The following is a 22,295-nucleotide window of genomic DNA, read 5'->3' on the forward strand; positions in this document are numbered from 1 at the left end:
GCTACGGTTTCGGCCAGAAGCTCTTCTCGGTGTCCACGCCGCCGCCCCAGCCGACGATGTCGACCCAGACGTCCACACCGTCGCGGCCCTTCCAGCAGGAGAGCTGCTGGCTGCCGGAGCCGTTGAAGTTGACGGTGTGGTTGCCGCCGATCTGGCCGTCGACGCTGGAGTGGCAGGTCACGGTGTAGTTGCCGATGTTCAGGTTCTGCCAGTTCACGACCATCAGACGGCAGCCGTTCACGCAGCCGCTGCCGGCGGCGGCGCCCTGCGTCACCCATACGCGAGGCGGCGGCGGGCTGTCGGTCTTGGCCCGATCCGAGACGACGTTCGACTGCTGCGTGTCCGTGAAGGCCTGAGCGTCGATCGTGTGCGTCTGGTCGTAACCGTTGCCGACGATGGTGGACCCGTTGTTCCCGACCGACTGCCAACCTCCGCCGTCAACCTTGATCTTCATCGTGACGGGCCGACCGTTCTCCGGCGGGGCGTTCCACGTCAGCGTGACGCTCTGGCCGTTGTTGCGGGCGTTGACCGCGGGATTGCCGATCGGGCCGAACGGCCGCAGACCGCCCTTCGAGCCGGCGGTACCCGGCTGGGATTCCTGCCCGCCGACCACGGAGTACGCGTGCACCGATACCGTGTAGGTGCCGTTGTTCGCCGCCGGGATGTTGTGTCCGTCCCAGTTGCGGTTCCAGCCGCCGCCGGTCGAGTACTCGTAGTGGATCTCAGACGCGCTTGCGCCGTTGGCGTCCGCAAGCGAGTACTCGACGTAGATGTTGTTGTTGCCCTCATCGGCGCGAGTGATCGTCGTCGCACCAGGCTGCCCGAACGCCCGCTGTGCATTCGAGACTCCCGACCATGCGCCCGGCGACGGAGACTTGTTCTTGCCCCGCACCTGGAACGTGTAGTCCGAGGTCGAGTTGCCCACCGTCACTGCCTGGCTGAGCGTGGTGCCCGCGACGGTGATCGTACGCACCACGGATCCGCCCTGCATCACCTGCAGCTCGTAACTGGAGATCGCATCTCCGTTCGGCCCTGCCGCCGTCCAGCTCACGTTCATCTGGGACTGGCTGCCCACCGACGGCGCGCTCTGCGCCTGCGGGGTGCCGGGCGCGGTCGGCGGGCCGGCCGGGATCTCCGAGGCGGACCAGCCCGACCAGCTGGAGGGCTCGGGGGCGCGGTTCACCGCCTGCACGCGCACCTGGTAGTTCGCGCCGTTCTCCAGACCGTCCCACTTCAGGCTGTTGCCGGTGACGCCGGTCTTCGTCGCCACTCCGCTGGGCGGGGCGGGCGAGATCTCCAGGTTGTACGACGACACCGGGGATCCGGGCGTCGTCGGCGTGGTCCACGACACGTCCAGCGATTTGTCGCCGAACTTCAGGGTCGGCGGGTTCGGGGTGTCCGGACGCGCGTCGGGGCGTGCGACGGCCGACGTCGGCGACGGCTTGCCCTCGCCCACCCGGTTCGTGGCGGTCACCGCGAACGTGTACTCGACGTTGTTGGTCAGCCCGTCCAGCGTGCACGTCGTCGACGTGCACGGCTTGGTGTAGCTGCCGCCGCTCGTCGCGCGCACGGTGTACCCGCTGATCTCGGCGCCGTTGTTCGACGGCGGGCTCCAGTTCAGCACCACGGTGCGGTCCTGCACGCTGGTCACCTGCGGGGCTCCCGGTGCATCGGGCACGCCCTGCACCGTGACGACGATGCGGCCGTCGACCTCGCGATCCGGATCCTTCGTCGCGTCCTGCACCCGGTAGGTCGCCACGACCTGCCCGACGAACTTGCCGTCGGGCGTGACCACGATCTTGTCGCCCTGCACGGACGCGTTCGCGTCTCCGGTCTGCACGCTCACGGAGCGGATCTTCAGCGGCTTGTCCGGGAACGGGTTGACGTCGTTCTCCAGCACGGGGATGGTCACGGCCTTGCCCTGGTCCGCCTGCGGCACCGTGTCCTCGTTCGCGACCGCGAGCGGTCGCGTGGACGCGGCGACCGTCACGGCGACCGTGCCGGAGACGGGATCCGTCTTGCCGTCGGTGATGCTCAGCTGCACCGTGGAGCCACTGCCCTTGGGAGTCGACGAATCCGCCTCGACCTTCAGCGTCGAGCCGTCCAGGCTGGCCTTGATGCCGTTCTCCGGCTGGCCGGTGATCTTGTAGCTGATCTTCTTCGCGTCGCCCGGATCCGGATCCTTCGTCAGCGCCGCGAGGTCGACCTTCTGCGCCTCCTCGCCCGGCGCGACCGACACCTGCGCGTTCGTGAACGCCGGCGGCTGGTTGTCCGGCGGCAGCACCGTGATCGGCAGGCTCAGCGTGCTCTTGCGCCCCTTGGGGTCGTCGGGTCCGGTGCCGTCGGTCACCTCGAAGGTGAGCGCGTCGTCGCCGAAGTAGCCCTGCTTCGAGGTGTACACGAGGGTGTGCTCGTCCTTCAGCAGCGGGGACCCGTTGCTGTTGACGGCGCTGACCTTGCCGGCCTCGGTGATCCGCACCTCTCCGCCGCCGGCGACGGCGACGTACTTCGAGAGCGGGATGTCGATGGTCTCGCCACTCTTCACCTCGACCGGCTTGGTCGAGCGGAGAGTCGGCGCGAGCTCGGAGAGCGCGGGCACGAAGATGAACGCCGAGGCGGTCTGATCGTCCTGATCGGTGACCGAGTACTGCACCAGCTGGCGCTGCTCCGTGACCGTGACCTGGATCTTGCGATCGGGCAGCACCTTCGCGCTGGGGTCGGAGACGCCGAGCTTCAGAGCATCGACCGTGCCGTCCGGATCCTCGTCGTTGTCCAGCACCGGCACCTCGACCTGCAGGCTCTCCCCCTTCACGTCGGAGGCCTGGATGCGGTCGTCGCGTGCGATCGGCGCCACGAGCGGGACGTCCTCGGCGACCGTGATCTGCACCGGCGCCGTGGCCGTCGCACCCTTCGAGTCGGCCACGGTGTACTGCACCGAGGTCTGCACGGGTTTGTTCGGCGCCGTGATGAGCACGCGGTCACCGGAGACGGTGGCCTTGAGCCCGTCGACCCCCGGGGGCACCTCGATCCCGTTCTTGACGAGGCCGATCGTGTCGCCGTCCGGATCCGAATCGTTCGTCAGCACCGCGACGGCGACCGTACGACCGGGCCGCATGACGATCGAGTCCTTGACCGCGTACGGCGCCTGGTTGATGTTGGCCCCGGGGGCGATGCCGACCCGGACCGTCGCGGTCGCCTCCTTGCCGAGCCGGTCGCGCACCTTGTACGTGAAGGTGTCGATGCCGCTGGCCTTGTCGAAGGCCTGGTACGTGAGGAAGTTGGCGCCGACCTCGGTGACCTGGCCCTGCTTCGGCGCGGAGTCGAGGCCCACCAGCTCGACCGAGTCGCCCTCGGCGTCCAGCCCGTCCAGCGGCACCGCGATGCGCACGCTGGTGCCGCTCAACGCTCGCACGGTGAGATCGTGCGGACGGGGCGCGGTGTTGGTCTTCTCGTCCACCGGCAGGATCTGGATCGTGATGTACCCGGCGGCCTTCTGCCCGTTCGAGTCCACCGCCTCGTACGTCGCGTAGACGGTGCGCGGAGTGTCCCCGGCACGGAACCGCACGGTGTCCTGCGAGACGAACGCCTCACCGAACTTCGGGTCCACCAGGGGGTCGATCAGCTTCGGCGCCACATGCAGGGTCGTGCCGGGCGCGTGCTTGTCGTTGTCCAGCACGGGGATCGTCACGACGTCACCGGCACGGACGACGGCCGTGTCGTCGTTCGCGGTCGGCGGGTCCAGCTTGGCGGGCGCCGGGATCGGGATCACGATCACGTCGCCGTCGGCGGACTTGGATCCGTTCGAGATGCGGTACTTGATCCGCACCTCCTGGTCGAGGTTGCCCTGATCCGTGATCCGCAGCGTCTCATGGTTGAGCACCGACACCGCCACGCCGCTGTGCGGCGGCACGGTGACCGACTGCACGACGAGGATGCCGCCGGCGGGATCCTCGTCGTTGTTCAGCACGCCCACCAGCACGTCGCCGCCGCTCGGCAGCAGCGCCACGTCGCGCACCGCGATCGGCGGCGCCGCCTCGGCGGACTTGTCCAGCACGTCCACGCGGACGAGGCCCGGCACGGCGTTCGGCCCCGCGCTCACGAGGTACTGCATGTAATAGGTGCCGGGCAGCTCGGCCTGGAACGTGAAGGTGCCCTCGCCGAAGTTCGGTGTGATCACGGCGCCCGGGGTCTCGTCCACCCGGGTGAGACGCAGCGGCTCCTTGCCGGAGCTGGAGTCGTTCCGCAGCGGCGACACGGTGACCTGCTCGCCGGCACGGGTCTGATAGTGGTCGGCGTTGGTCTTCGGCGCCGTGGTGCCGGCCGGACGGATGTCAAGACGGATGACACCACTCGTGAGCTCACCCATCGCATCGGCGACCTGGATCCGGATCTCCTTGCGGCCGGGCAGGCTGGCGACCGCGCGGTAGGTGAGCTGGCCGTCGGGGGTGAAGTCGACCTCGTCGCCCGGGGCCGCCTCGACGTCCTTCAGATACACGTCGTCGCCGTCGGGGTCGATCCAGTCGGGCAGCGCGTTGTAGCTCACGGCGCCGCCCGCCTCGACGAGCAGGCCGGGCGTGCGCTTCTGCTTCGGCGCGGCGTTCACGCTCCAGTCGTGCACGCTGACCGCGACGTTCGCGGTGGCCTTGCCGCCGCGGCCGTCGTCGGCCTGGTACTGGAACGCGGCGGATCCGGTGGCGTCGTCCGCCACCGCGATCTGCAGCGCGCCGCCGTTGTTGATGGGCTGCACGTCGCCGAGCGCGGGCTGCTCCTGCGCGAGCGATGCGACCAGCACGTCGCCGTCGGCGTCGGTGTCGTTGTCGAGCACGGGCAGCATCGTGGTGCGGCCGGGACGCACCCCGAACTCGTCGTCGTGCGCGATGGGCGGGGTGTTCTCGGGGGTGCGCTTGGGCAGCGTCGTCTCGACCTGGTCGTCGCTGGTCTCGTCCTGCTTCTCGGTGTCGCCCTCGGGCGGCACGATGTCCTGCCAGTTGTCCACGCGCTGCAGGTTGTCGGTGGCCATCCACGCCGCGCCGCTCGCGGTGTCGTTGAGCACGACCACGTCGCGGTTGACCCGGAACACGAGGGTGGTGCTGCTCTCGGCGCCCTCGATCGAGGACTTCAGGTCATTGGCGGATCCGATGCAGTCGCGGAGGAACTTCGCGGATCCGCCCCAGGCGCCGTAGGTGCAGCCGTTCAGGAAGACGGGCGCCGCGGGGGCGCCGGTGCCGCCGGCCTCCTGCGCCGAGGGCGCGGATCCGTCCAGCGGCACGGAGATCAGGGCATCGGCGGTCGCCAGGACAGCGGAGCCGTTCTCCGCCGACGGCTGCTGCAGCACGGCCGCGTCGAGGTTCTTCACCTCGGAGCCGCTGAGCTCGGTGCGATGCCCGGCCGCGAACACGGTCTTCGCGTCGGCGTCGAGCACGACGGGGGTCGTGCCGACGACGGTGATCGTGGGCTTCGCGTTCTCCGCGAGTTCGATCTTCTCGGTGGACGGCGGCTGCGGGTCGCCCTGCCCGTCCACGTGCACGGTGACGATGCTGCGGTCCTTGGCGGAGACGGCGTAGACGGTGCCGTCCTTGCCCACCGTGACGTCGGCTCCGGCGCCGAGGGTGGCGGAGGGCTTCGTACCCGCGGGCTTGAACCCGCTCAGGGACGAGGCCGCGCGCACCCAGAGCTTGCCCTCCTTGGGATCGAGGATCGCGACAGTGGTGCCGCCGAGCGCCGACTTCGCGCCGCCGGGGATGAGCACGGCGTCGCTGAGCACGACGCGCGCCGGATCCACGCTGGTCAGGGTGGAGGCCGAGCGGTCGTCGACGAGCACTGTGCCGCCGGACTGCAGCACGTCGTAGTTCTCGCTGCCGGTGCGCAGACCGCCGTCCAGCACGCGGGACTCGTTGTTGAAGTGTCCGACCATCAGGCTGGACGTCTTGGTGAGCCAGACTCCGCCGTCGTGCAGGTCGACCTCCGCGGTCGGGTTGCCTTCGTAGGCGAAGGCCATCCCGGCGACGGCGACGGCCGCGGCGGTGACGCCGGCAGCGGACGCGAGGGTCTTCGGTCGCATCCGCAACCACGCGAACGACTTCACCACGAATTCCCCCCGGATGCCTCACACAGCTGTCCCATGCGCATTTGCCAGGGGACTGTAAGAGTGTATGTCGCGATCCTGGGAGCCGCGATGGGGAGGAATCCCCATCCTGTCGTGCCGCCGGGCTCCCCAGATCGGGGTCGTTGAGCGAGGACGGCGAAGCCGACCGAGACGAAACGCGGTGGCCGCGCGGAGAGGCCCTGCGGGGCTCTCGCGAGGGAGCGCCACGGGTCGACACGCTCTCGCTGCGCTCGGTGCTCGCGCAGGTGAGTAACCGGTGGTCAGGCGATGTGTTCGGTGCGCGCTCTGCCGCCGAGGCGGGGTGGCGCCCCGGTGCCGGGTGGGGGCAGGAACCAGACTCTCGCGCGGATGCCGGTGCCGTCGACACGGATGTTCCAGCCGTTGTCGTGGATGAGGTGGTGGCAGGTCTCGCAGAGCAGCACACCGTTGGACAGGTCTGTTTTGCCGTGGTCGCGTTTCCACCAGTCGATGTGGTGGGCTTTGGTCATTCCGGGTGGGAGTCCGCAGAACGCGCACCCCCCGTCGCGTTCGGTGAGGGCGTGGCGTTGGGCGCGGGTGAAAAGGCGCCGGTCGCGTCCCCAGTTCAAGACCTCCCCGTCGTCCCCGCACACCCAGCTGGTCATGCCGCCCCCGCCTGCCATGCGGCGGACGGTGTCGATGCTGACCGGCTGCTCGATCCCGTCGATCAGCCCGAACCCGGTGCCGTGCTCCAGGTCGGTCGCGTTGACGCGGACGATCACGGTCGCCCCGTTCAACGTCTTGTTCCGCTGACAGGTGAGGGCATGTTCGGCGAAATGGACGAGAGCGTCGGCCTGGACCTCCTGCACGGTGCGCCGATCCGCATCCGGGGCGGCCGGGTCCCGGCCCTCACGTTTCGCGGCGAACTCGGCAGACACGAACCCCTCGATCGCCGTCTTCACCGCCGCCGCCCGTTCCGGATCCAGCACCGCGCTTAGGTGCAGCATCCCGTCCCGTTCGAACAGGGTCAGCGATGCCCGCGACCGCAACTCGTCCTCCCGCGGAGCGACACCATCCGGATCCAGATGCGCCTCCAACCGGGTCACCGCCCGTCGCACCTCGTCCAAAGACAGACCAGGAGCGAGCCCGGCGAGAACATGCTCTGCCTCTGCTGCGCGCTCGCGGCCGACCTTCGGGATCATCCGGTCCAGGAAGGAGATGATCATGGACGTCGCAGCCGCCCCGATCCGGCCCGCCACCAGCGCCTCACGCATCGCAGGGAACTTCGCCGGCAACTCCTCGCCGATCAGGTTCGAGCGCGGCGCGGTGGCCTCCCCCACCTTCATCAACCGGGCCGCGTCGCCCGTCGACGAACCCGTCGTGGTCGCGATCAGTTGCGCGGCGCCACGATAGCCCTGCTGCTTGGCCAGCGACTCGGGTCCGAGCTCGCGTCGCGACTCCCGAGCGATGCCGGCTGCGACTTCCGCGTGCACGGCGTCCGCCGCGCGCTTGAGCTGCCCGATCGCCGCGTTGGCGGCGACCAGACGAGCCCGGGACAGGCCGGCACCGGAATCGGCTCCGCCCCACACCTGCGCCAGAAGCCGGGTGGCTTCCAGGAGCGGATCAAGGGTGCCGGACATGCTCCGATCCTACCAAGGTTCGAAGATATGTTCCAACTTTGTCCACAGCAAATCCCTCTTCTGACCTGGGAATAGCCTGAGCCCGGCCGACGGATCCGGCGCCGCGTTTCCTCTCGCTCCTCGCTGCGCTCGGTGCTCGCTCAACGACCCCACGGAGTTACGCACGGGGCTTGCTCGACGACGCCGAAGGCCGTTCCCCTCCCTCCACCCTTCGATCGATTTCCCTGCGGACGGGCCAGGATCCGGCCGTCCGCACAGGCCATGGCCGTACTCTCAGGAGCATGTTCCTCGACCCCGTGCTGCGCCGTGTTGAGCCGCTGCTGCTGCGTGTGGACCGTCTCGCCGGCGGCCGCAACGCGCACGAGAAGATCGTCGAATCGGACCGCGACCACCACCGCACGGTCCGTGCGTTCCGCTGGGTGTTCTGGCTGCTCGCCGTGGAGCTGCTGATCGGCATCGCCGCGGTCGTCGTCGCCGTCGTGATCGCGGTGCAGGCCGGCTCGATCACCGCCGTGCCGTTCGCCGTGTGGATGCGCGCGCTGATCGTGCTCGCGATGACGGTCACGCTCTTCTACTTCGCGTGGCGCGCGGCACTGGGGTGGCGCTGGGCGTATCAGCGGCTGCGGCTGTTCGCGCAGATCTTCCCCGTCATCACCCTCGTGATGGCCGCGATCCCCGGGTTGTATCCGGCGTGGATGGTGACCGAGCAGATCGTGTTCAGCCTCATCATGATCGGTGTCGCCGACTTCCTCACCAGCGACCACATGCGCCAGGCGTTCCGCAAGCCGGATGCGGCAGCGGATCCCGGCTCCGCGCCAGCGGATCCGGCGTCCTGACGCCGACAGCGCCCGCGGCTCTCACGCCGCGCGCCAGCACCCCTCGAGGTGGTCGTCGACCATGCCGGCGGACTGCATGAGCGCGTACATCGTCGTGGGGCCGACGAAGCGGAATCCCCGCTTGCGCAGAGCCTTGCTCATCGCCTCGGACTCGGCGGTCACCGCGGGGACCTCGGACATGGTCCGCGGGCGCGCACCGATGCCCGCCGCCGGGGCGAACGACCACATGAGCGCGTCGAGCTCGCCGTCGGCCATCTCCCGCACGAGCGCGGCGTTGCCGATCGTCGCCTCGATCTTCGCGCGATTGCGGATGATGCCGGCGTCCGCCATGAGCCGGGCGATGTCGTCCTCGCCGAACTCCGCGACCACGTCGGGCTCGAAGCCCGCGAACACCTCGCGGAATCGCGGGCGCTTGCGCAGGATCGTGATCCAGCTCAATCCCGCCTGGAACCCCTCCAGCGCCATCTTCTCGAACAGCGCACGGTCGCCGTGCAGCGGCCGGCCCCACTCCTCGTCGTGGTAGCGACGGTACTCGGGATCGTCCCCCGCCCAGGCGCAGCGCGGACGGTCGTCATCGGCGAGGGGGGTCGTCATGGATCCAGGGTAGGCGCGGGCGCCGACACCGGGGCTCACTCGGCGGGCAGGTACTCCCCGAGCGCGGCGAGCAGCGGCTGCGACCGCGGATCCGCGACGGCGGCGGCACCCACCGCACAGGCCGCCGACAGGGCGCGCTGCGGAGCGATGCCGGAGGCGAGCCCGATCGTGAGGGCCGCGCAGAACGCGTCGCCGGCGCCGACGCTGTTCACGACCGTGGTCTTCACCGCGGGCGCCGAAGCGACGAGCTCCCCGTGCTCGAACAGCTTCGCCCCCTCTCCGCCGTAGGTCACGGCGACTCTGCGGGCGGTGCGCAGCACGGGCAGCAGCGCGTACTCCGTCTCGTTCACGATGATGAGGTCGGCACGCTCGACGACCGCGGCGGGCAGGTCGAGCGCCGGCGCGGCGTTGACCGCCAGATACCCGGGCGCGGTCGCGGCGAGCGCGGCGACCACGCCCATCGAGATCTCCAGCTGCGCGAGCACCGCCTCGTCGGATCCGAACACGACGCCGTCCAGGCTCACCTCGCCGTTGGCGCCCTCGCACACGGCGATCTGGTTCTCGCCCTCCGCGTCCACGACGATGAGCGCGACGCCGGTGGGCTCCGCGCCGCGGCGCACCGCGTGCGTGTCGACGCCCGCGGCCGCGAGCTCGTCGATCATCCAGGACCCGTCGGCGTCGGAGCCGACAGCGCCGACCATCCGCACCGCAGCGCCGAGGCGCGCGGCCGCGGCGGCCTGATTGGCGCCCTTGCCGCCGGCCTCGCGCGACAGCCGTCCGCCGCCGATCGTCTCGCCCGGCTCCGGCAGCCGGGTGGTGCGAGCAGTGAGATCGACGTTGATGCTGCCGACGACGGCGAGCGCGAGCGGTGCGGTCATGAGGACTCCACTTCCTGAGGGGCGGGGACGAGGCAGTGCGTCACTGCGCGGTCTGCACGACCGAGAGGACGCCCGCCTTGACGGAGACGATGCACTTGGCGAGGTAGACGGGGAGGCCCCCCGAGGAGACGGTCTGGGTGAGGATGAGCACGGGGTCGCCCGGTTTGAGTCCGAGCAGCACACCGCGGGTGCGGCCGACGACGTTGACCGTGATCTCGCACACGCCCGTCCCGAAGCCGACGCCGCGGGCCGCGAGCGCCGTCATGAGGCTCGTCGGGTCGCCGGTCGCCTCCTCGAGCACGGCCGCGATCTGCGGGCTCGCGTCGGTCAGGTAGCGTCCCGCGGGCAGGTGCTCCTGCAGGATGGCGATCGGCTCGCCGGCCCGCTCGATCACGCTCTCCCGGAACCAGGTGTTCGCCGCGTCGTCGAGACCCAGATGCCCCGACACGTAATCCGTGGTGGGCTGCACGACGAACTCGAGCTGCCGGACACCGACGTCCTCGCCGCCCTCGGCGAGCGCCGCTTCGAGGGGGCGCAGCTCTTCGAGACCGACGGTGGGGAGATCCTCCGCGACGAAGCGCCCGATCCCGCGGCGGGTGAGGATCAGCCCGTCCTCCTCGAGCAGCATGAGCGCTTCGCGGACGACCGTGCGCGACACTCCCAGCGAGACGCCGAGCTCGGTCTCACGAGGCAACGCGGATCCCAGGGAGAAGACACCGGACCGGATCCCCTCAGCCAGGCGGGAGTAGACGGCCACCCGCAGGGGCTGACCCACGGGGGCGGTCAGCGGCCGGGCCAGGAACTGCTCGACATCCGTCATCGGGTCTCCTCCACCGCCTGCCGGGCCTCCGGATTCGGCCGCGCTCGCCGATCATTCAAGCACGGAAGCGATCATTTGCAGATGTTCTACCTCAGAGGTATAACATCATATAACCCGAGGGAGCGATGCTCCCTTCCTTGACGAAGGAGTCACTGTGCAGCTCTCCCCCGCCCCCGCGGCGCTCGATCGCCCCGCGCCGATCCGCGGCGGCCGCTCCGTCCTGCTCGTGGCGACCCTGATCCTCACGGTCGTCGCCTTCCAGCTGAACTCGAGCATGATCAGCCCCGCCCTGCCCGACATCGCGAAGCAGCTGGGCGCCCCCATGGACGCGGTCTCGCAGGTCTCGTCGCTGTTCTTCCTCGCCGGAGCCGTCGGCGGCATCGTGCTCGCGCGCTGGAGCGACTTCATCGGCCGCAAGCGCGCCCTGCTGATCGTGCTCGCCCTCATCGGGCTCGGCACGGTGCTCTGCCTCGTCTCCCCGAACCTCCCCGTGCTGCTGCTGGGACGGGTGCTGCAGGGCGCGTCGAGCGCGGCGTTCCAGATCTCCTACGTGATCCTCGCCGAGACCCTGCCTGCTGCCGTGTTCCCGACCGTGCTCGGGATCCTCACCGCGATCAACGGCGGCGTGGGCGGCGTGGACGGCTGGATCGGAGGCCTCCTGGCCGACGCGTACGGATTCCGCTCGCTGTTCGTCGTGATCCTCGCGGTCGCCGTGATCGCGATCGTGAGCGTGGCCCTCGCCGTGCCGCGCGACGGCGCACCCTCCTCGACCGGGCGCATGGACTGGTGGGGCGCCGCCGCGCTCTCGATCGGTCTGATCTGCCTCACCTACTTCGTGTCGACCGGATCCGGCCAGGGCTGGTTCGCCCCGCTCACTCTGCTCTTCCTCGCCGGTACGATCGTCGCGCTGGTCGCCTTCGTGGCCATCGAGAAGCGCCGCCGCACGCCGCTCGTCGCCGTGCAGCACCTGCGTTCGCGCCAGGTGTGGCCGGTCATCGCCGTCACCGTGCTGACCCTGTCGAGCGTGTTCGCCGTGATCAACTTCACGATCGTGATCCTCAGCCAGAACCAGGCGGTCGGCTACGGTCTCAACGCGTCGACCTCCGCTCTGCTCTACCTCACCCCGCCCGCACTGATCGGCCTGGCCGCCGCCCCGCTGTCCGGCTGGCTCGCGGGCCGTTTCGGCTGGATCCGGATGCTGCGCCTCGGCCTCGTGCTCTCGATCGGGGCGCTCATCGTGGTCGCGCTGTTCCCGTTCAGCCCTTGGACCGTGTTCGCGATGTTCGCGGCGCTCGGCGTCGCGTACAACGGGGTCGTGCTCACGACCACGAACGGCCTCGGGGTGCTGCAGTCGCCGAGCGAGGCGCCCGCGATCCTGCCGAGCATGAACGGCACCGCCTTCGGCTTCGGCGCGAGCCTCGGCATCGCGATCGTCGCGCCGTTCGTCATGTCGGGCGACTTCGTCCTGGCACTCTGGATCTCGGTGGGGATCAGCGTGCTCGCGCTCGTCGCGAGCCTGTTCCTGATGCCCAAGACCGACTGACCGTCCCGCGGGCCGCACGGCCCGCGGTTCCCCGCCCCTGCGTCCGCATCCCGAGGAGGATCCGATGACCGACACCCCCGCCCCGCTGTACTTCGACTGCGACACGGGCATCGATGACTCACTCGCCCTGGCGTACCTGCTGGCTTCGCCCGAGATCGTGCTCGCCGGGATCGGCACGGTCAGCGGCAACACCTCCTCGGCACAGGCCGCGCGCAACACGCTGGGCCTGCTCGCCCTCGCCGAGCGCGACGAGGTGCCCGTCGCCGTCGGGCGCCACGACTTCCTCACCCACGGGTACGACGGCGGCGCACCGCACGTGCACGGCGACGACGGCGTGGGCGGGGTCGCGCTTCCCGAACCCTCTCACGCGGTCGAGGACGGCACGGCGGCCGACCTGCTCATCCGGCTCTCGCACGAGCACGCCGGATCCCTGGAGGTGCTCGCGGTCGGACCGCTCACGAACCTCGCCGCCGCGCTCGAGCAGGATCCGACCCTCCCCTCGCGGGTGGCGCGGGTGACCCTCATGGGCGGGGCGGCGCTCGTGCCGGGCAACATCACGGCGCTCGCCGAGGCGAACATCGGCAACGACCCCGAAGCGGCCGCCGCCGTGTTCGTCGCCGGCTGGCCGGTCGTGGTCGTGCCGCTGGACGTGACCATGGAGAACGTGTTCGAGGAGGCGCACCGCGACCTGCTGGCCGCGTCGGATTCCCCCGTGGCGCGTGCGGTCGCGGCGATGCTCGACTTCTACATGGAGTTCTACCGCGCGACCTACGGCCGCCGGTGCAGCGCCCTGCACGATCCGCTCGCCGCGGCGATCGCGGTCGGCCGCGTGCTCCCGACAGTCGCGCCCGCGGTGCCCGCCCTGGTCGACACGACCGACGGCCCCGGGCGCGGACAGACGGTCTTCGACCTGCGCGGCCAGCGCCTCGGCGCCCGCGACCACGACGGCGCCACCGTGCGCGTGGTGCTCGGCACCGACGCGCCGCTCGCGGACCACCTGGCGCAGCGCGTCGCCGGAGCCTGACGCGAAGGGGTCGTTGAGCGACGACGCCGAAGGCGATGAAGACGAAACGCGGTGCTCTCTCACAAGGGCACCGCATTTCGTCTCGCTCCTCGCTGCGCTCAGTGCTCGCTCAACGACCCCGAGCGGGAGTTACAGCTGGCGGGCCTTCTTCAGGGCCTTCTCGTCGACGGGCGCCTCGCCCGACGCCCGGAGGTCGGCGTAGTAGGCGCGGGCCTCGTCCTGACGGATCTGCTCCGCGCCCGAGGCGAGGGGTGCACGCAGGTGCTCGGGCTCGTAGCCGAACGCCTTCACCAGGTCGAGCGCGTGCGGACGCAGGCGGGCGCAGAGCCGGTCGATGTAACGAGAGACCGAGGCGGCGCGCTGCGCCGAGAGCCGGCCGTTGATGAGGTACCAGGCGAGGTGCTTCTCGACGAGCTGCAGACCGAACAGGTCGCGCAGCCAGGTCAGCACCGTCTTGCTGTCCTCGTCCTCGATGCGGCCCAGGGCGTCGGTGAACGCCTCCCACTGCAGCAGTTCGCCGTGTGCGCGCGCCGCCTCGATGAGCTCGGCCTGGTTCTCGTTGAACAGCTTCTCGCCGAGCACCTTGTCCTTGCCGGCCGCGCGCAGGCGTCCCGCGATGTCCGCGACCATCTGCTGCACGCGATCGGTCAACAGCTCGTGCTGCTGCTCGGCGCGCAGGCCGTTCTCGACCGATCGCGCCGTGGATCCGAGATCCGCGACGGCCTGCCCGAACTGGCGCAGACCCGCGCCGTGGAACACCCGACCCGCGGTCTGTCCGACGGCGTACTTCGCGAGCGTCTTGGCGTCGGCGCCCTTGAACTGCCGGGCGAAGTCGGTGAGCAGGCGCTTGCCGACCAGCTGCAGCAGGATGTTGTTGTCGCCCTCGAAGGTGACGTAGATGTCGAGGTCGGCGCGGAGGCCCACGAAGCGGTTCTCGAACATGAATCCCGCACCGCCGCACGCCTCGCGGCACTCCTGCAGCGTGTCCAGGGCGTGCCAGGTCGAGAGCGGCTTGAGCGCCGCGGCGAGGGTCTCCAGGTCCTCTCGGTCCTGCGGGGTGTCGGTGCGTCCGGAGAAGACGCCGTCGAACTTCTGCAGGAACTCGTCGTGCGCGAACAGCTGCGCGTACGTGGTGGCGAGGCGGGGCAGCAGGCGGCGCTGGTGCTTGCCGTAGTCGAGCAGCGTGGTCTCCTCGCCGCTGACGCCGTTGAACTGGCGGCGCTGGGTGGCGTAGGTGATCGCGATGTCCAGGCCGAGCGCCGAGGCCCACGACGCGGCGCCGTCGAGCGAGACCCGGCCCTGCACCAGCGTGCCGAGCATCGTGAAGAAGCGGCGGCCGGGGCTGTCGATGGCGCTGGAGTAGGTGCCGTCGGCCGCGACGTCGCCGTAGCGGTTCAGCAGGTTGGTGCGCGGGATCCGCACGTGGTCGAAGCTGAGCCGGCCGTTGTCGATGCCGTTCAGGCCGCCCTTGAGGCCGTCGTCCTCGCGGCCGATGCCGGGCAGATCCACCCCGTCCTCGCCGCGCAGCGGGACGTAGAAGCAGTGCACGCCGTGGTTCACGCCGTTCGTGATCAGCTGCGCGAACACGGTCGCCGCGATGCCGTGCAGCGCCGCGTTGCCGAGGTACTCCTTGGTCGCCGCGCGGAACGGCGTGTTGATTACGAACTCCTCGGCCTCCGGGTCGTAGGTCGCCGTGGTTCCGATCGAGGCGACATCGGATCCGTGCCCGATCTCGGTCATCGCGAACGCGCCGGGGATCTCCAGGCTCATGATCCCGGGCAGCCAGCGGTCGTGGTGCTCGGCGGTGCCGAGCTGCAGCACGGCGGATCCGAACAGCCCCCACTGCACGCCCGACTTGATCTGCAGGCTGGGGTCGGCCGACACGAGCTCCTCGAACCCGGCGATGTTGCCGCCGTTGTTCTCCTCGCCGCCGAGGCGCTTGGGGAACGCGCGGTGCACGGCCTTGTTCTGCACCAGGAGGTGCATCTGGCTCAGCACGCGCTCGCGGTGCTCATCCTTGCCGAGCGAGTCATCGCGCCAGAACGCCGGATCCTTGATCATCTCCCGCGCCTCGCGGCGGGTGTCCGCCCAGGTACCGAGCAGCAGATCGCCGACCGCGTCGACGTCGATGCGCGTCGTGGTGTCGTCCGAGCTGTTGTCAGCGCTGTTCGCGGCGTTCGTCCGAAGGGCGGCGTCGACCATGAGGATCCTCTCGTGAGGTTTCGGGGATGCCTTCATGGTAGATCTGTCACAACGTGGAGCGAAGGCGGCTGTGGACTTCCCCCAAGGCATCCTCGCCACGAGGGCCCACCCGCTTGTGGCGATGCCACAGCCGCACGGACGCAGCCCCGGACGGGCAGCCGCTACGAGCCCCCGCCCGTCAGGTCTCAGCGGATCAGGCGGTAGCCGCGGGCAGCGTCGTAGCCGTGGATCTCCCGGGTGTCGAGCGCGGCCATGAAGTCGAGCACCTCCGCCGTGACGATCTGCCCCGGTACGAGCACCGGGAAGCCGGGAGGGTACGGCGTCACGAAGCCCGCCGAGACCGGTCGCTCCCCGCGCGCGACCCGCTCGCGCAGCTCCTCGGGCGTCGCATACTCGATCAGGCCCCGCCGCTGTCCGTCGTAGAACGCCCCGCGCAGATCGCCGTCGGGCAGTCCCGAGGGATGCGCATAGGCGGGCGCGAACGCGCTGAAGTCCGGCAGCGGCGGCATCGCATCGTCGTCGGTGCGGGCCTCCGGAAGCCCGCGCGTCGCACGATCCCGCTCGAACCGCTCGGCGAGCTTGACGAGCACTTCGATCAGATACGCGATCGCGCTGCGCGAGGTGCCGATGTTCGTCATGAACAGCACCGTGTTGCGGCTGGTCTTGTTGACCTGGATCCCGTACTGATCCATGAGGTGCGTGTGCTTGAAGGTGTCGCCGTCGACGCCCGTGCGCGTGATCTCGATCGTGACCCGGCTCGGGTCGATCACGAACTCGTCGTCGCGCCACGCCCGCCACATCGCGGCGAGGCCGTCCCGCAGCGGCATCGGCCGGGTGCTGCGGCGATAGTCCGCCGGGATCAGGTCGCGCATCGTGAGCACGCGGAAGGTGCGACGCAGCAACGGATGCCGCGCGACGGACTGGGCGAGGCTGGTCGCGAGGTCGAGCTGGCGCTGCACGAGCTCGAAGCCCTCGAGCTCGACCTGGCGCCGACCGAGGTCGAGCGAGGCGAGGATCTGGTAGTTCGGCGAGGTCGAGGTGTGCGTCATGAACGCCTCGTGGAACGCGTACTCCGCCTCGAGCGCCCAGTCCTGGTCGTAGACGTGGATCATGGAGCCCTGGCGGAGCGCGGTCAGCGTCTTGTGCGTCGACTGGGTCGCATAGACCCTGATGCGCGCGTCGGGCGAGGGGATCAGCTCCTCCCGCATCCACGCCTCGTCGTCCTGCGGCTCCCCCGAGTCCGCATCGAACAGCCGCGCCCGCTGCGCACGGTACGCCGCCGCGTGCGCGGACGAGCGCAGCCGCTCCTCGAGGCGCTTGGCCGACGCCATCGCGGTGCGCTGCCGGGTCACCGGGTGGAACGCCGCGAACGCGAACCAGGCCTCGTCCCAGAGGAACACCAGGTCGGGCTTGATCGCGAGGCACTCCGACATCACCCGGTCCGGGTCGTACACGATGCCGTCGAACGTGCAGTTCGTCAGCGTGATCATGTGCACCTCGTGCAGTCGGCCCGCGGCACGGTAGTCGAGGAGCAGCCGCTTGATCCGCTCCAGCGGCACCGCCCCGTAGAACGCGAAGTCGTCGAGCGGGTACGCCTCGAGATAGGCGGTGCGCCCACCGGTCAGCATGAGCGCATGATGGTGCGACTTGTGGCAGTTGCGGTCGACGAGCACGACGTCGTCCGGCTCCACCAGCGCCTGATGCACGATCTTGTTCGCCGTGGACGTGCCGTTGGTGACGAGAAAGGTGCGCTGCGCCCCGAAGGCCCGAGCCGCCAGATCCTGCGCCTTCTTGATCGCCCCGGTCGGCGCGAGCAGCGAGTCCAGCCCGCCGGACGTCGCCGACGTCTCGGCGAGCAGGAGGTTCATGCCGTAGAAGTCGGCGAGGTCGCGGATCCACTTCGAGGTGACGACGGATCCGCCTCGTCCCACCGGCAGGGCGTGGAACACACCGACCGGGCGGCGGGCGTGGTTCTGGATCGCCGCGAAGAACGGCGCGTCGTAGAGGTGCGAGACCCGGCGCAGCAGCGACAGATGCAGCTCGAGCTGATCCTCGCGTCGGAACACCCGCCGGAACCGATGGGTCAGCGCCCCCGCCAGGTCCTCGATGTGCGCGCCCGCGACCAGGTACAGATCGACCTCCGGCCGCAGGGCGTGCAGGGTGTCGGCGAGGCGCAGTACGCGCTGCACCGAGGGGATCGAGCTGCGCGCCGCCGCGGGCGCCGTCGCCGCCTGATCGTGCGCGAGCGCGATCGTCTCGCGCAGGTCGCCGCTGAGCACCTGGTGGCTGCGATCGCTGAATCCGGGGCGCACGATGCAGGCGAGGATGTTCGGGTTCGTGAGCAGCGCCGCGATCGCGTCGTCGGCCGACGGCACGATCACGAAGTCGTAGATGAAGTCGTCCGCGTCGGTGCGCAGCCGTCGTCCCTCGGACACGATCGCGTCGCGATCCGCCGGGGTGGTCTCGTCGATCAGCAGCACCTCGAACCGCGTGCGCGGATCCGCATCGTCCTGCAGCTCGGCGAGGTCGGCCTCGTCGACGACCGGATCGGACCCGCCCGGGACGGACGTGCCACGGAGACGATGCACGACCCGCCCGATGCGCTCCAGCGCGGTGGTGGCGTCGTCCTGTTCGATCAGCTCCCGGATGTGCCGCACGTAGCGCTGCCCGAAACCGGCCCAGTACAGCTCGATCGTCTCCAGCGCCCGCAGCGAGCGCCGGATCTCGTCACGGTTGGCGACGGCGTCACGGGCGTCGGCCTCGACCGCGAGCCGCTTGACGGCGAAGCGCAGGAACTCCCAGGCGTCGCTGCGCAGCCGCCAGGTGCTCGCCGGCATGCCCGGTGCGTGCGCGGTGTCGATCGTGCTTGTCATCGGCGGATTCCCTTCCAGCGGGAGCGCCGAGGGCGGCGCGTGCATCGGCTGGCTCGGGCGCTGAGGTCGTCAGTGCACCGGCTGCCAGGGTCCCGCCGGGATATGGCGAGCCGTCGCGATCGGCGTCGATCGCGACGTGTGGAGCGGGCGGGTTCCGTCTCGCGGGCCCCGCCGGACTCCCATCGTGCCACTCCGCGGGCGGATCCGATCGCCTCGTGTCGGACCGCTCGTCTGGGATCCGAGATGGCGGACACGCGGGTCGCGCGCGCCGCGACACCGCGCACGGACCGCACCGGACGTGAGGATCAGCCCGCGGCGGCGATGACGTCGAGCACGGCCGCGCCGTACGCCTCGCGCTTCTTCTCACCGATGCCGCTGATGCCGACCAGATCCGAGGCCTGCGCGGGGCGATGCTCGGCGAGCGCGCGCAGCGTGGCGTCGCCGAACACGACGTACGCGGGCACGCCCTGCTCGCGTGCGGTCTGCGCCCGCCACGCCCGCAGCGCCTCGAACAGGTCGCGATCGCCCTCGGCGAGTGCCTCCGCGGCGCTCCTCTTCGCGGAGCGCCCACCCCCGGAGGATCCCGCACGGGTGACCACGTCGTGCCTCAGCTTCACAGGCGTCGTCCCCGCCAGCACCCCGCCGCTCGCCTCGCTGACCGCGAGCGTGCCGTACTCGCCCTGCGCCTGCATGAGCCCCTGTGCGAGAAGCTGCCGCACGACGGAGCGCCACTGCGCGTCGGCGAGATCGGATCCGATCCCGTACGTCGCGAGCTCGTCGTGCCGGAACTTGCGGATCTTCTCCGTGGAGGCGCCGCGGAGGATGTCGATGAGATGGCCCGCGCCGAACGACTGCCGGCGCTCGCGCTGCAGCCGCACGATCGTGGACAGCAGCTTCTGCGCGGGGACGAGTCCGTCCCAGCTGTCCGGCGGGGTGAGGCAGGCGTCGCAATTGCCGCACGGCCCGGAGGCCTGGCCGAAGTAGCCGAGCAGGTTCTGCCGGCGGCAGTCGACGGTCTCGCACAGCGCGAGCATCGCGTCGAGGTGCTGATTCTGCCGCTGCTTGATCGCACGGTCGCCCTCGCCCTGCTGGATGAAGCGGCGCTGCTGCACCACGTCGCCCAGGCCGTAGGCCATCCATGCCACCGAGGGGTCGCCATCGCGACCCGCGCGACCGGTCTCCTGGTAATAGCCCTCCACGGACTTCGGCAGATCGACGTGCGCGACGAAGCGCACATCCGGCTTGTCGATGCCCATGCCGAACGCGATCGTGGCGACGACGATCACGCCGTCCTCGCGGAGGAACCGGGACTGGTGCGCCGCCCGCATGCCCGCGTCGAGCCCGGCGTGGTACGGGATCGCGTCGAGGCCCTGCGCGCTGAGGTACTCGGCCGTCTGCTCCACGGAGGAGCGGCTGAGCGCATAGACGATGCCGGCCGACCCCTCCGGCTGCGAGCGGATGAAGGCCACCAGCTGCTTGCGGACGTCGACCTTGGGCTCGATGCGGTACTGGATGTTGGGCCGGTCGAAGCTCGCGACGAAGTGCTTCGCCTGTGGCAGCTGCAGTCGCTCGGTGATCTCGCGGTGCGTCTCGCGGGTGGCGGTGGCCGTGAGCGCGATGCGGGGCACGCCCGGGAAGCGCTCGGCGAGCCCGCCGAGGGCGAGGTAGTCCGGGCGGAAGTCGTGCCCCCACTGCGACACGCAGTGCGCCTCGTCGATCGCGATCACGCTGAGGGTTCCGCGCTGCAGCAGCCCCAGGGTCTGCGCGTTCGAGAGCCGCTCGGGGGCGACGTAGAGGAGATCGAGATCGCCCGCGAGGTACGCCCGCTCGACGTCGGCCCGATCGGCGGACGTCTGCGTGGAGTTCAGGTACGCGGCGCGCACGCCGTTGGCGCGCAGCGCGTCGACCTGGTCATGCATGAGCGCGATGAGCGGGCTGACCACGAGCCCCGTGCCGGCACGGACGAGCGCGGGGATCTGGTAGCAGAGGCTCTTGCCGCCACCCGTGGGCATGAGCACGACGGCGTCGCCACCGCCCACGATCTGATCGATGATCGCGGCCTGGTCTCCGCGGAACGCGTCGTAGCCGTAGACCGCGGTGAGCGCGGCCAGGGGCGTGGGGTACTTGCTCGGTGCCGGAGCGCCCGTCGCCGCCGGAACGGGGAAGCTCCCCTGCGGAACAGCCCCCGGCGTACCCGCCCACTCGCCCTCCTCGGGCGGGGGTGCCGCTTCCCAGGGCTCGTCCGCGTACGGCACGTCGGCGTACGGGTCGTCCAGCGGCGCATCGGACCACGGCAGATCCGCATACGGGTCGCGCGGATCGTTCTGGGGCATGCGTCCAGCGTAACGAGCGGAGCCGACACCGGAGGCCGCTGTCCACAGGCCGCGACCTCGCGAGGGCACAGCGTTTCGTCTCGGTCGCGCTGCGCGCGTCCTCGCTCAACGACCCGGGGATGGGACGCTCTCTCGCGCTGCGCGCGTCCTCGCTCCACGGCCCCCGGGCGCGCTCCGCCCCGGCGCGCGCGTCCGGGCGTAGGTTGGATCCGAACCGCCGCACCGCACGAAGGAGCACGATGCCCGAGATCGCCGTGAGCTTGAACGAGGCCGAGTCGCGCTACGAGATCACCAGCGACGGCGCGCTCGCGGGGTTCGCCGAGTTCCAGCGCCGCCCCGGGATGATCCTGTTCATCCACACGGAGGTGGATCCGGCGTTCCAGGGCCAGGGTCTCGCGTCGCAGCTCGCCGCCGGCGCGCTGGCCGATGCGGTCGCCACCGGCGACACGATCGTGCCGTACTGCCCCTACATCAACAAGTACCTCCGCACGCATGATGTCCCGGGCGCGAAGGTGCGTTTCCCGACGGCCCCGGACGGGTCGGCATGAGCGTGCACGGTCCGCGCGCGGCCGTGCTCGAGGCGCGCGAGGTTCCGCTCGGCGGCGTGCGCGCGATGAACGTGCTGCGCGTGCTGCCCAGCAAGGACGTGCCCACGATCGGCGCCTGGTGCTTCCTGGACCGGTTCGGCCCCGCCGAGGTGCGCATGCGCGTGGAGCCGCATCCGCACATCGGCCTGCAGACCGTGACCTGGCCGCTGGTCGGCGAGATCCGGCATCGCGACACGATCGACAGCGATGTCGTGCTGCGCCGCGGGCAGCTGAATCTCATGACCGCCGGGCGGGGCATCGCGCATTCCGAGTACTCGGTGGGCGAGGAGGCCGGCCCGCTCGACGCGCTGCAGCTCTGGGTGGTGCTGCCCGACGGCGCCGCCACCGGTGCGCCCGGCTTCGAACAGCACCTGTCGCTGCCGGGTCTGACGCTTCCCGCCGAGACCGGATCCGACGTCGACGTCACCGTGGTGATGGGCTCCTATGCGGGCGTCGACTCCCCCGCGACGGCCTATACGCCGATCGTGGGTGCGGAGATCCGCCTCGAGCGCGTCACATCCGTCGTGCTGCCGTTCGATCCGGCCTGGGAGCACGGTCTGCTGCTCGTCGAGGGCGACGCCCGTGTCTCCGGATCCGACCTGGCCGAGACCGCGCTCTCCACGGACGACGTGCTGTTCCTCGGCGACTCCCGCGAGGGCGTCACCGTGTCGAGCGAGAGCGGGGCGCTGTTCTTCCTCCTCGGCGGCGAGCCCTTCGAACAGGACCTCGTGATGTGGTGGAACTTCGCCGCCCGCAGCCACGAGGAGATCGCGCAGGCGCGCGAGGACTGGGAAGCCGGATCCGACCGGTTCGGTCACGTCGTCGGTCACGGCGACGAGCGGGTGCCTGCTCCGCCGATCCCGCCCGTGCACCTCATGCCACGGCGCCGGAGGATCTGACC

At 70.4% G+C, this 22,295-nt stretch carries 13 protein-coding genes; 5 read left to right on the forward strand and 8 right to left on the reverse strand.

Translation table 11 applies throughout. The features are described from left to right. Position 1 precedes the first annotated feature (1 nt). Together ACFWCK_RS04765 and ACFWCK_RS04770 are read right to left on the reverse strand one after the other, a co-directional pair. The gene (locus ACFWCK_RS04765) at positions 2-6,085 is read right to left on the reverse strand and encodes an Ig-like domain-containing protein (RefSeq protein WP_378804807.1); all 6,084 of its coding nucleotides are present in this window, start codon (positions 6,083-6,085) and stop codon (positions 2-4) included. 281 nt (positions 6,086-6,366) lie between these two features. Then, positions 6,367-7,704, reverse strand: a complete 1,338-nt coding sequence (locus tag ACFWCK_RS04770) for a DUF222 domain-containing protein (protein ID WP_378804808.1) — start codon at positions 7,702-7,704, stop codon at positions 6,367-6,369. Positions 7,705-7,985: 281 nt separating this feature from the next. Between ACFWCK_RS04770 and ACFWCK_RS04775 the strand changes: the two genes are divergently transcribed. Continuing rightward, positions 7,986-8,540, forward strand: coding sequence for a hypothetical protein (locus ACFWCK_RS04775; protein ID WP_233312423.1), 555 nt, complete (start codon positions 7,986-7,988; stop codon positions 8,538-8,540). A 21-nt stretch (positions 8,541-8,561) separates the two neighbouring features. On the opposite strand, the gene ACFWCK_RS04780 is transcribed toward ACFWCK_RS04775, so the two are convergent. Genes ACFWCK_RS04780 through ACFWCK_RS04790 form a run of 3 tightly spaced genes read right to left on the reverse strand, consistent with a single transcriptional unit; the run spans position 8,562 to position 10,832 of the window. Then, complete coding sequence (locus tag ACFWCK_RS04780) at positions 8,562-9,134, reverse strand: DNA-3-methyladenine glycosylase I (RefSeq protein WP_378804809.1); 573 nt, start codon at positions 9,132-9,134, stop codon at positions 8,562-8,564. A 35-nt stretch (positions 9,135-9,169) separates the two neighbouring features. After that, positions 9,170-10,012 carry a PfkB family carbohydrate kinase gene (locus ACFWCK_RS04785; RefSeq protein WP_378804810.1) on the reverse strand — a complete coding sequence of 281 codons (843 nt, stop codon included), beginning with the start codon at positions 10,010-10,012 and terminating at the stop codon, positions 9,170-9,172. A 40-nt stretch (positions 10,013-10,052) separates the two neighbouring features. Beyond that, the gene (locus ACFWCK_RS04790) at positions 10,053-10,832 is read right to left on the reverse strand and encodes a GntR family transcriptional regulator (protein WP_378804811.1); all 780 of its coding nucleotides are present in this window, start codon (positions 10,830-10,832) and stop codon (positions 10,053-10,055) included. Positions 10,833-10,986: 154 nt separating this feature from the next. Between ACFWCK_RS04790 and ACFWCK_RS04795 the strand changes: the two genes are divergently transcribed. Then, the gene (locus ACFWCK_RS04795) at positions 10,987-12,375 is read left to right on the forward strand and encodes an MFS transporter (RefSeq protein WP_378804812.1); all 1,389 of its coding nucleotides are present in this window, start codon (positions 10,987-10,989) and stop codon (positions 12,373-12,375) included. A 64-nt stretch (positions 12,376-12,439) separates the two neighbouring features. Next, positions 12,440-13,399, forward strand: a complete 960-nt coding sequence (locus ACFWCK_RS04800) for a nucleoside hydrolase (protein WP_378804814.1) — start codon at positions 12,440-12,442, stop codon at positions 13,397-13,399. A 129-nt stretch (positions 13,400-13,528) separates the two neighbouring features. Here ACFWCK_RS04800 and ACFWCK_RS04805 read toward each other — a convergent pair whose 3' ends face one another. The 3 genes from ACFWCK_RS04805 to recQ all read right to left on the reverse strand — a co-directional run bounded on the left by ACFWCK_RS04805 (position 13,529) and on the right by recQ (position 20,807). Then, positions 13,529-15,601: an acyl-CoA dehydrogenase gene (locus ACFWCK_RS04805; protein WP_378804815.1), complete on the reverse strand. Its 2,073-nt coding sequence runs from the start codon at positions 15,599-15,601 to the stop codon at positions 13,529-13,531. Between the two features lie 185 nt (positions 15,602-15,786). Continuing rightward, positions 15,787-18,474, reverse strand: coding sequence for an aminotransferase class I/II-fold pyridoxal phosphate-dependent enzyme (locus ACFWCK_RS04810; RefSeq protein ID WP_378804817.1), 2,688 nt, complete (start codon positions 18,472-18,474; stop codon positions 15,787-15,789). A 305-nt stretch (positions 18,475-18,779) separates the two neighbouring features. Then, a complete protein-coding gene (gene recQ / locus ACFWCK_RS04815) occupies positions 18,780-20,807 on the reverse strand; it encodes a DNA helicase RecQ (RefSeq protein WP_378804818.1) in 2,028 nt (675 codons plus the stop codon). A 239-nt stretch (positions 20,808-21,046) separates the two neighbouring features. Here recQ and ACFWCK_RS04820 point away from each other — a divergent pair, with 239 nt between their 5' ends. Further along, positions 21,047-21,355 (forward strand): GNAT family N-acetyltransferase, encoded by a 309-nt coding sequence (locus ACFWCK_RS04820; RefSeq protein WP_233312432.1) that lies wholly within the window; start codon positions 21,047-21,049, stop codon positions 21,353-21,355. After that, the gene (locus ACFWCK_RS04825; RefSeq protein WP_378804820.1) at positions 21,352-22,293 is read left to right on the forward strand and encodes a pirin family protein; all 942 of its coding nucleotides are present in this window, start codon (positions 21,352-21,354) and stop codon (positions 22,291-22,293) included. Before ACFWCK_RS04820 ends, ACFWCK_RS04825 begins: the two co-directional genes overlap by 4 nt. Positions 22,294-22,295 lie beyond the last annotated feature (2 nt).

This window comes from Microbacterium sp. NPDC060117 (genome assembly GCF_042729315.1).
GTDB lineage: Bacteria > Actinomycetota > Actinomycetes > Actinomycetales > Microbacteriaceae > Microbacterium.

Bases quoted from the DNA above. Each gene is read 5' to 3' on its own strand.
- ACFWCK_RS04805 (WP_378804815.1), bottom strand. From the start codon at position 15,601: ATGGTCGACGCCGCCCTTCGGACGAACGCCGCGAACAGCGCTGACAAC.
- ACFWCK_RS04790 (WP_378804811.1), bottom strand. From the start codon at position 10,832: ATGACGGATGTCGAGCAGTTCCTGGCCCGGCCGCTGACCGCCCCCGTG.
- ACFWCK_RS04800 (WP_378804814.1), top strand. From the start codon at position 12,440: ATGACCGACACCCCCGCCCCGCTGTACTTCGACTGCGACACGGGCATC.
- ACFWCK_RS04770 (WP_378804808.1), bottom strand. From the start codon at position 7,704: ATGTCCGGCACCCTTGATCCGCTCCTGGAAGCCACCCGGCTTCTGGCG.
- ACFWCK_RS04825 (WP_378804820.1), top strand. From the start codon at position 21,352: ATGAGCGTGCACGGTCCGCGCGCGGCCGTGCTCGAGGCGCGCGAGGTT.
- recQ (WP_378804818.1), bottom strand. From the start codon at position 20,807: ATGCCCCAGAACGATCCGCGCGACCCGTATGCGGATCTGCCGTGGTCC.
- ACFWCK_RS04820 (WP_233312432.1), top strand. From the start codon at position 21,047: ATGCCCGAGATCGCCGTGAGCTTGAACGAGGCCGAGTCGCGCTACGAG.
- ACFWCK_RS04780 (WP_378804809.1), bottom strand. From the start codon at position 9,134: ATGACGACCCCCCTCGCCGATGACGACCGTCCGCGCTGCGCCTGGGCG.
- ACFWCK_RS04775 (WP_233312423.1), top strand. From the start codon at position 7,986: ATGTTCCTCGACCCCGTGCTGCGCCGTGTTGAGCCGCTGCTGCTGCGT.
- ACFWCK_RS04785 (WP_378804810.1), bottom strand. From the start codon at position 10,012: ATGACCGCACCGCTCGCGCTCGCCGTCGTCGGCAGCATCAACGTCGAT.
- ACFWCK_RS04810 (WP_378804817.1), bottom strand. From the start codon at position 18,474: ATGACAAGCACGATCGACACCGCGCACGCACCGGGCATGCCGGCGAGC.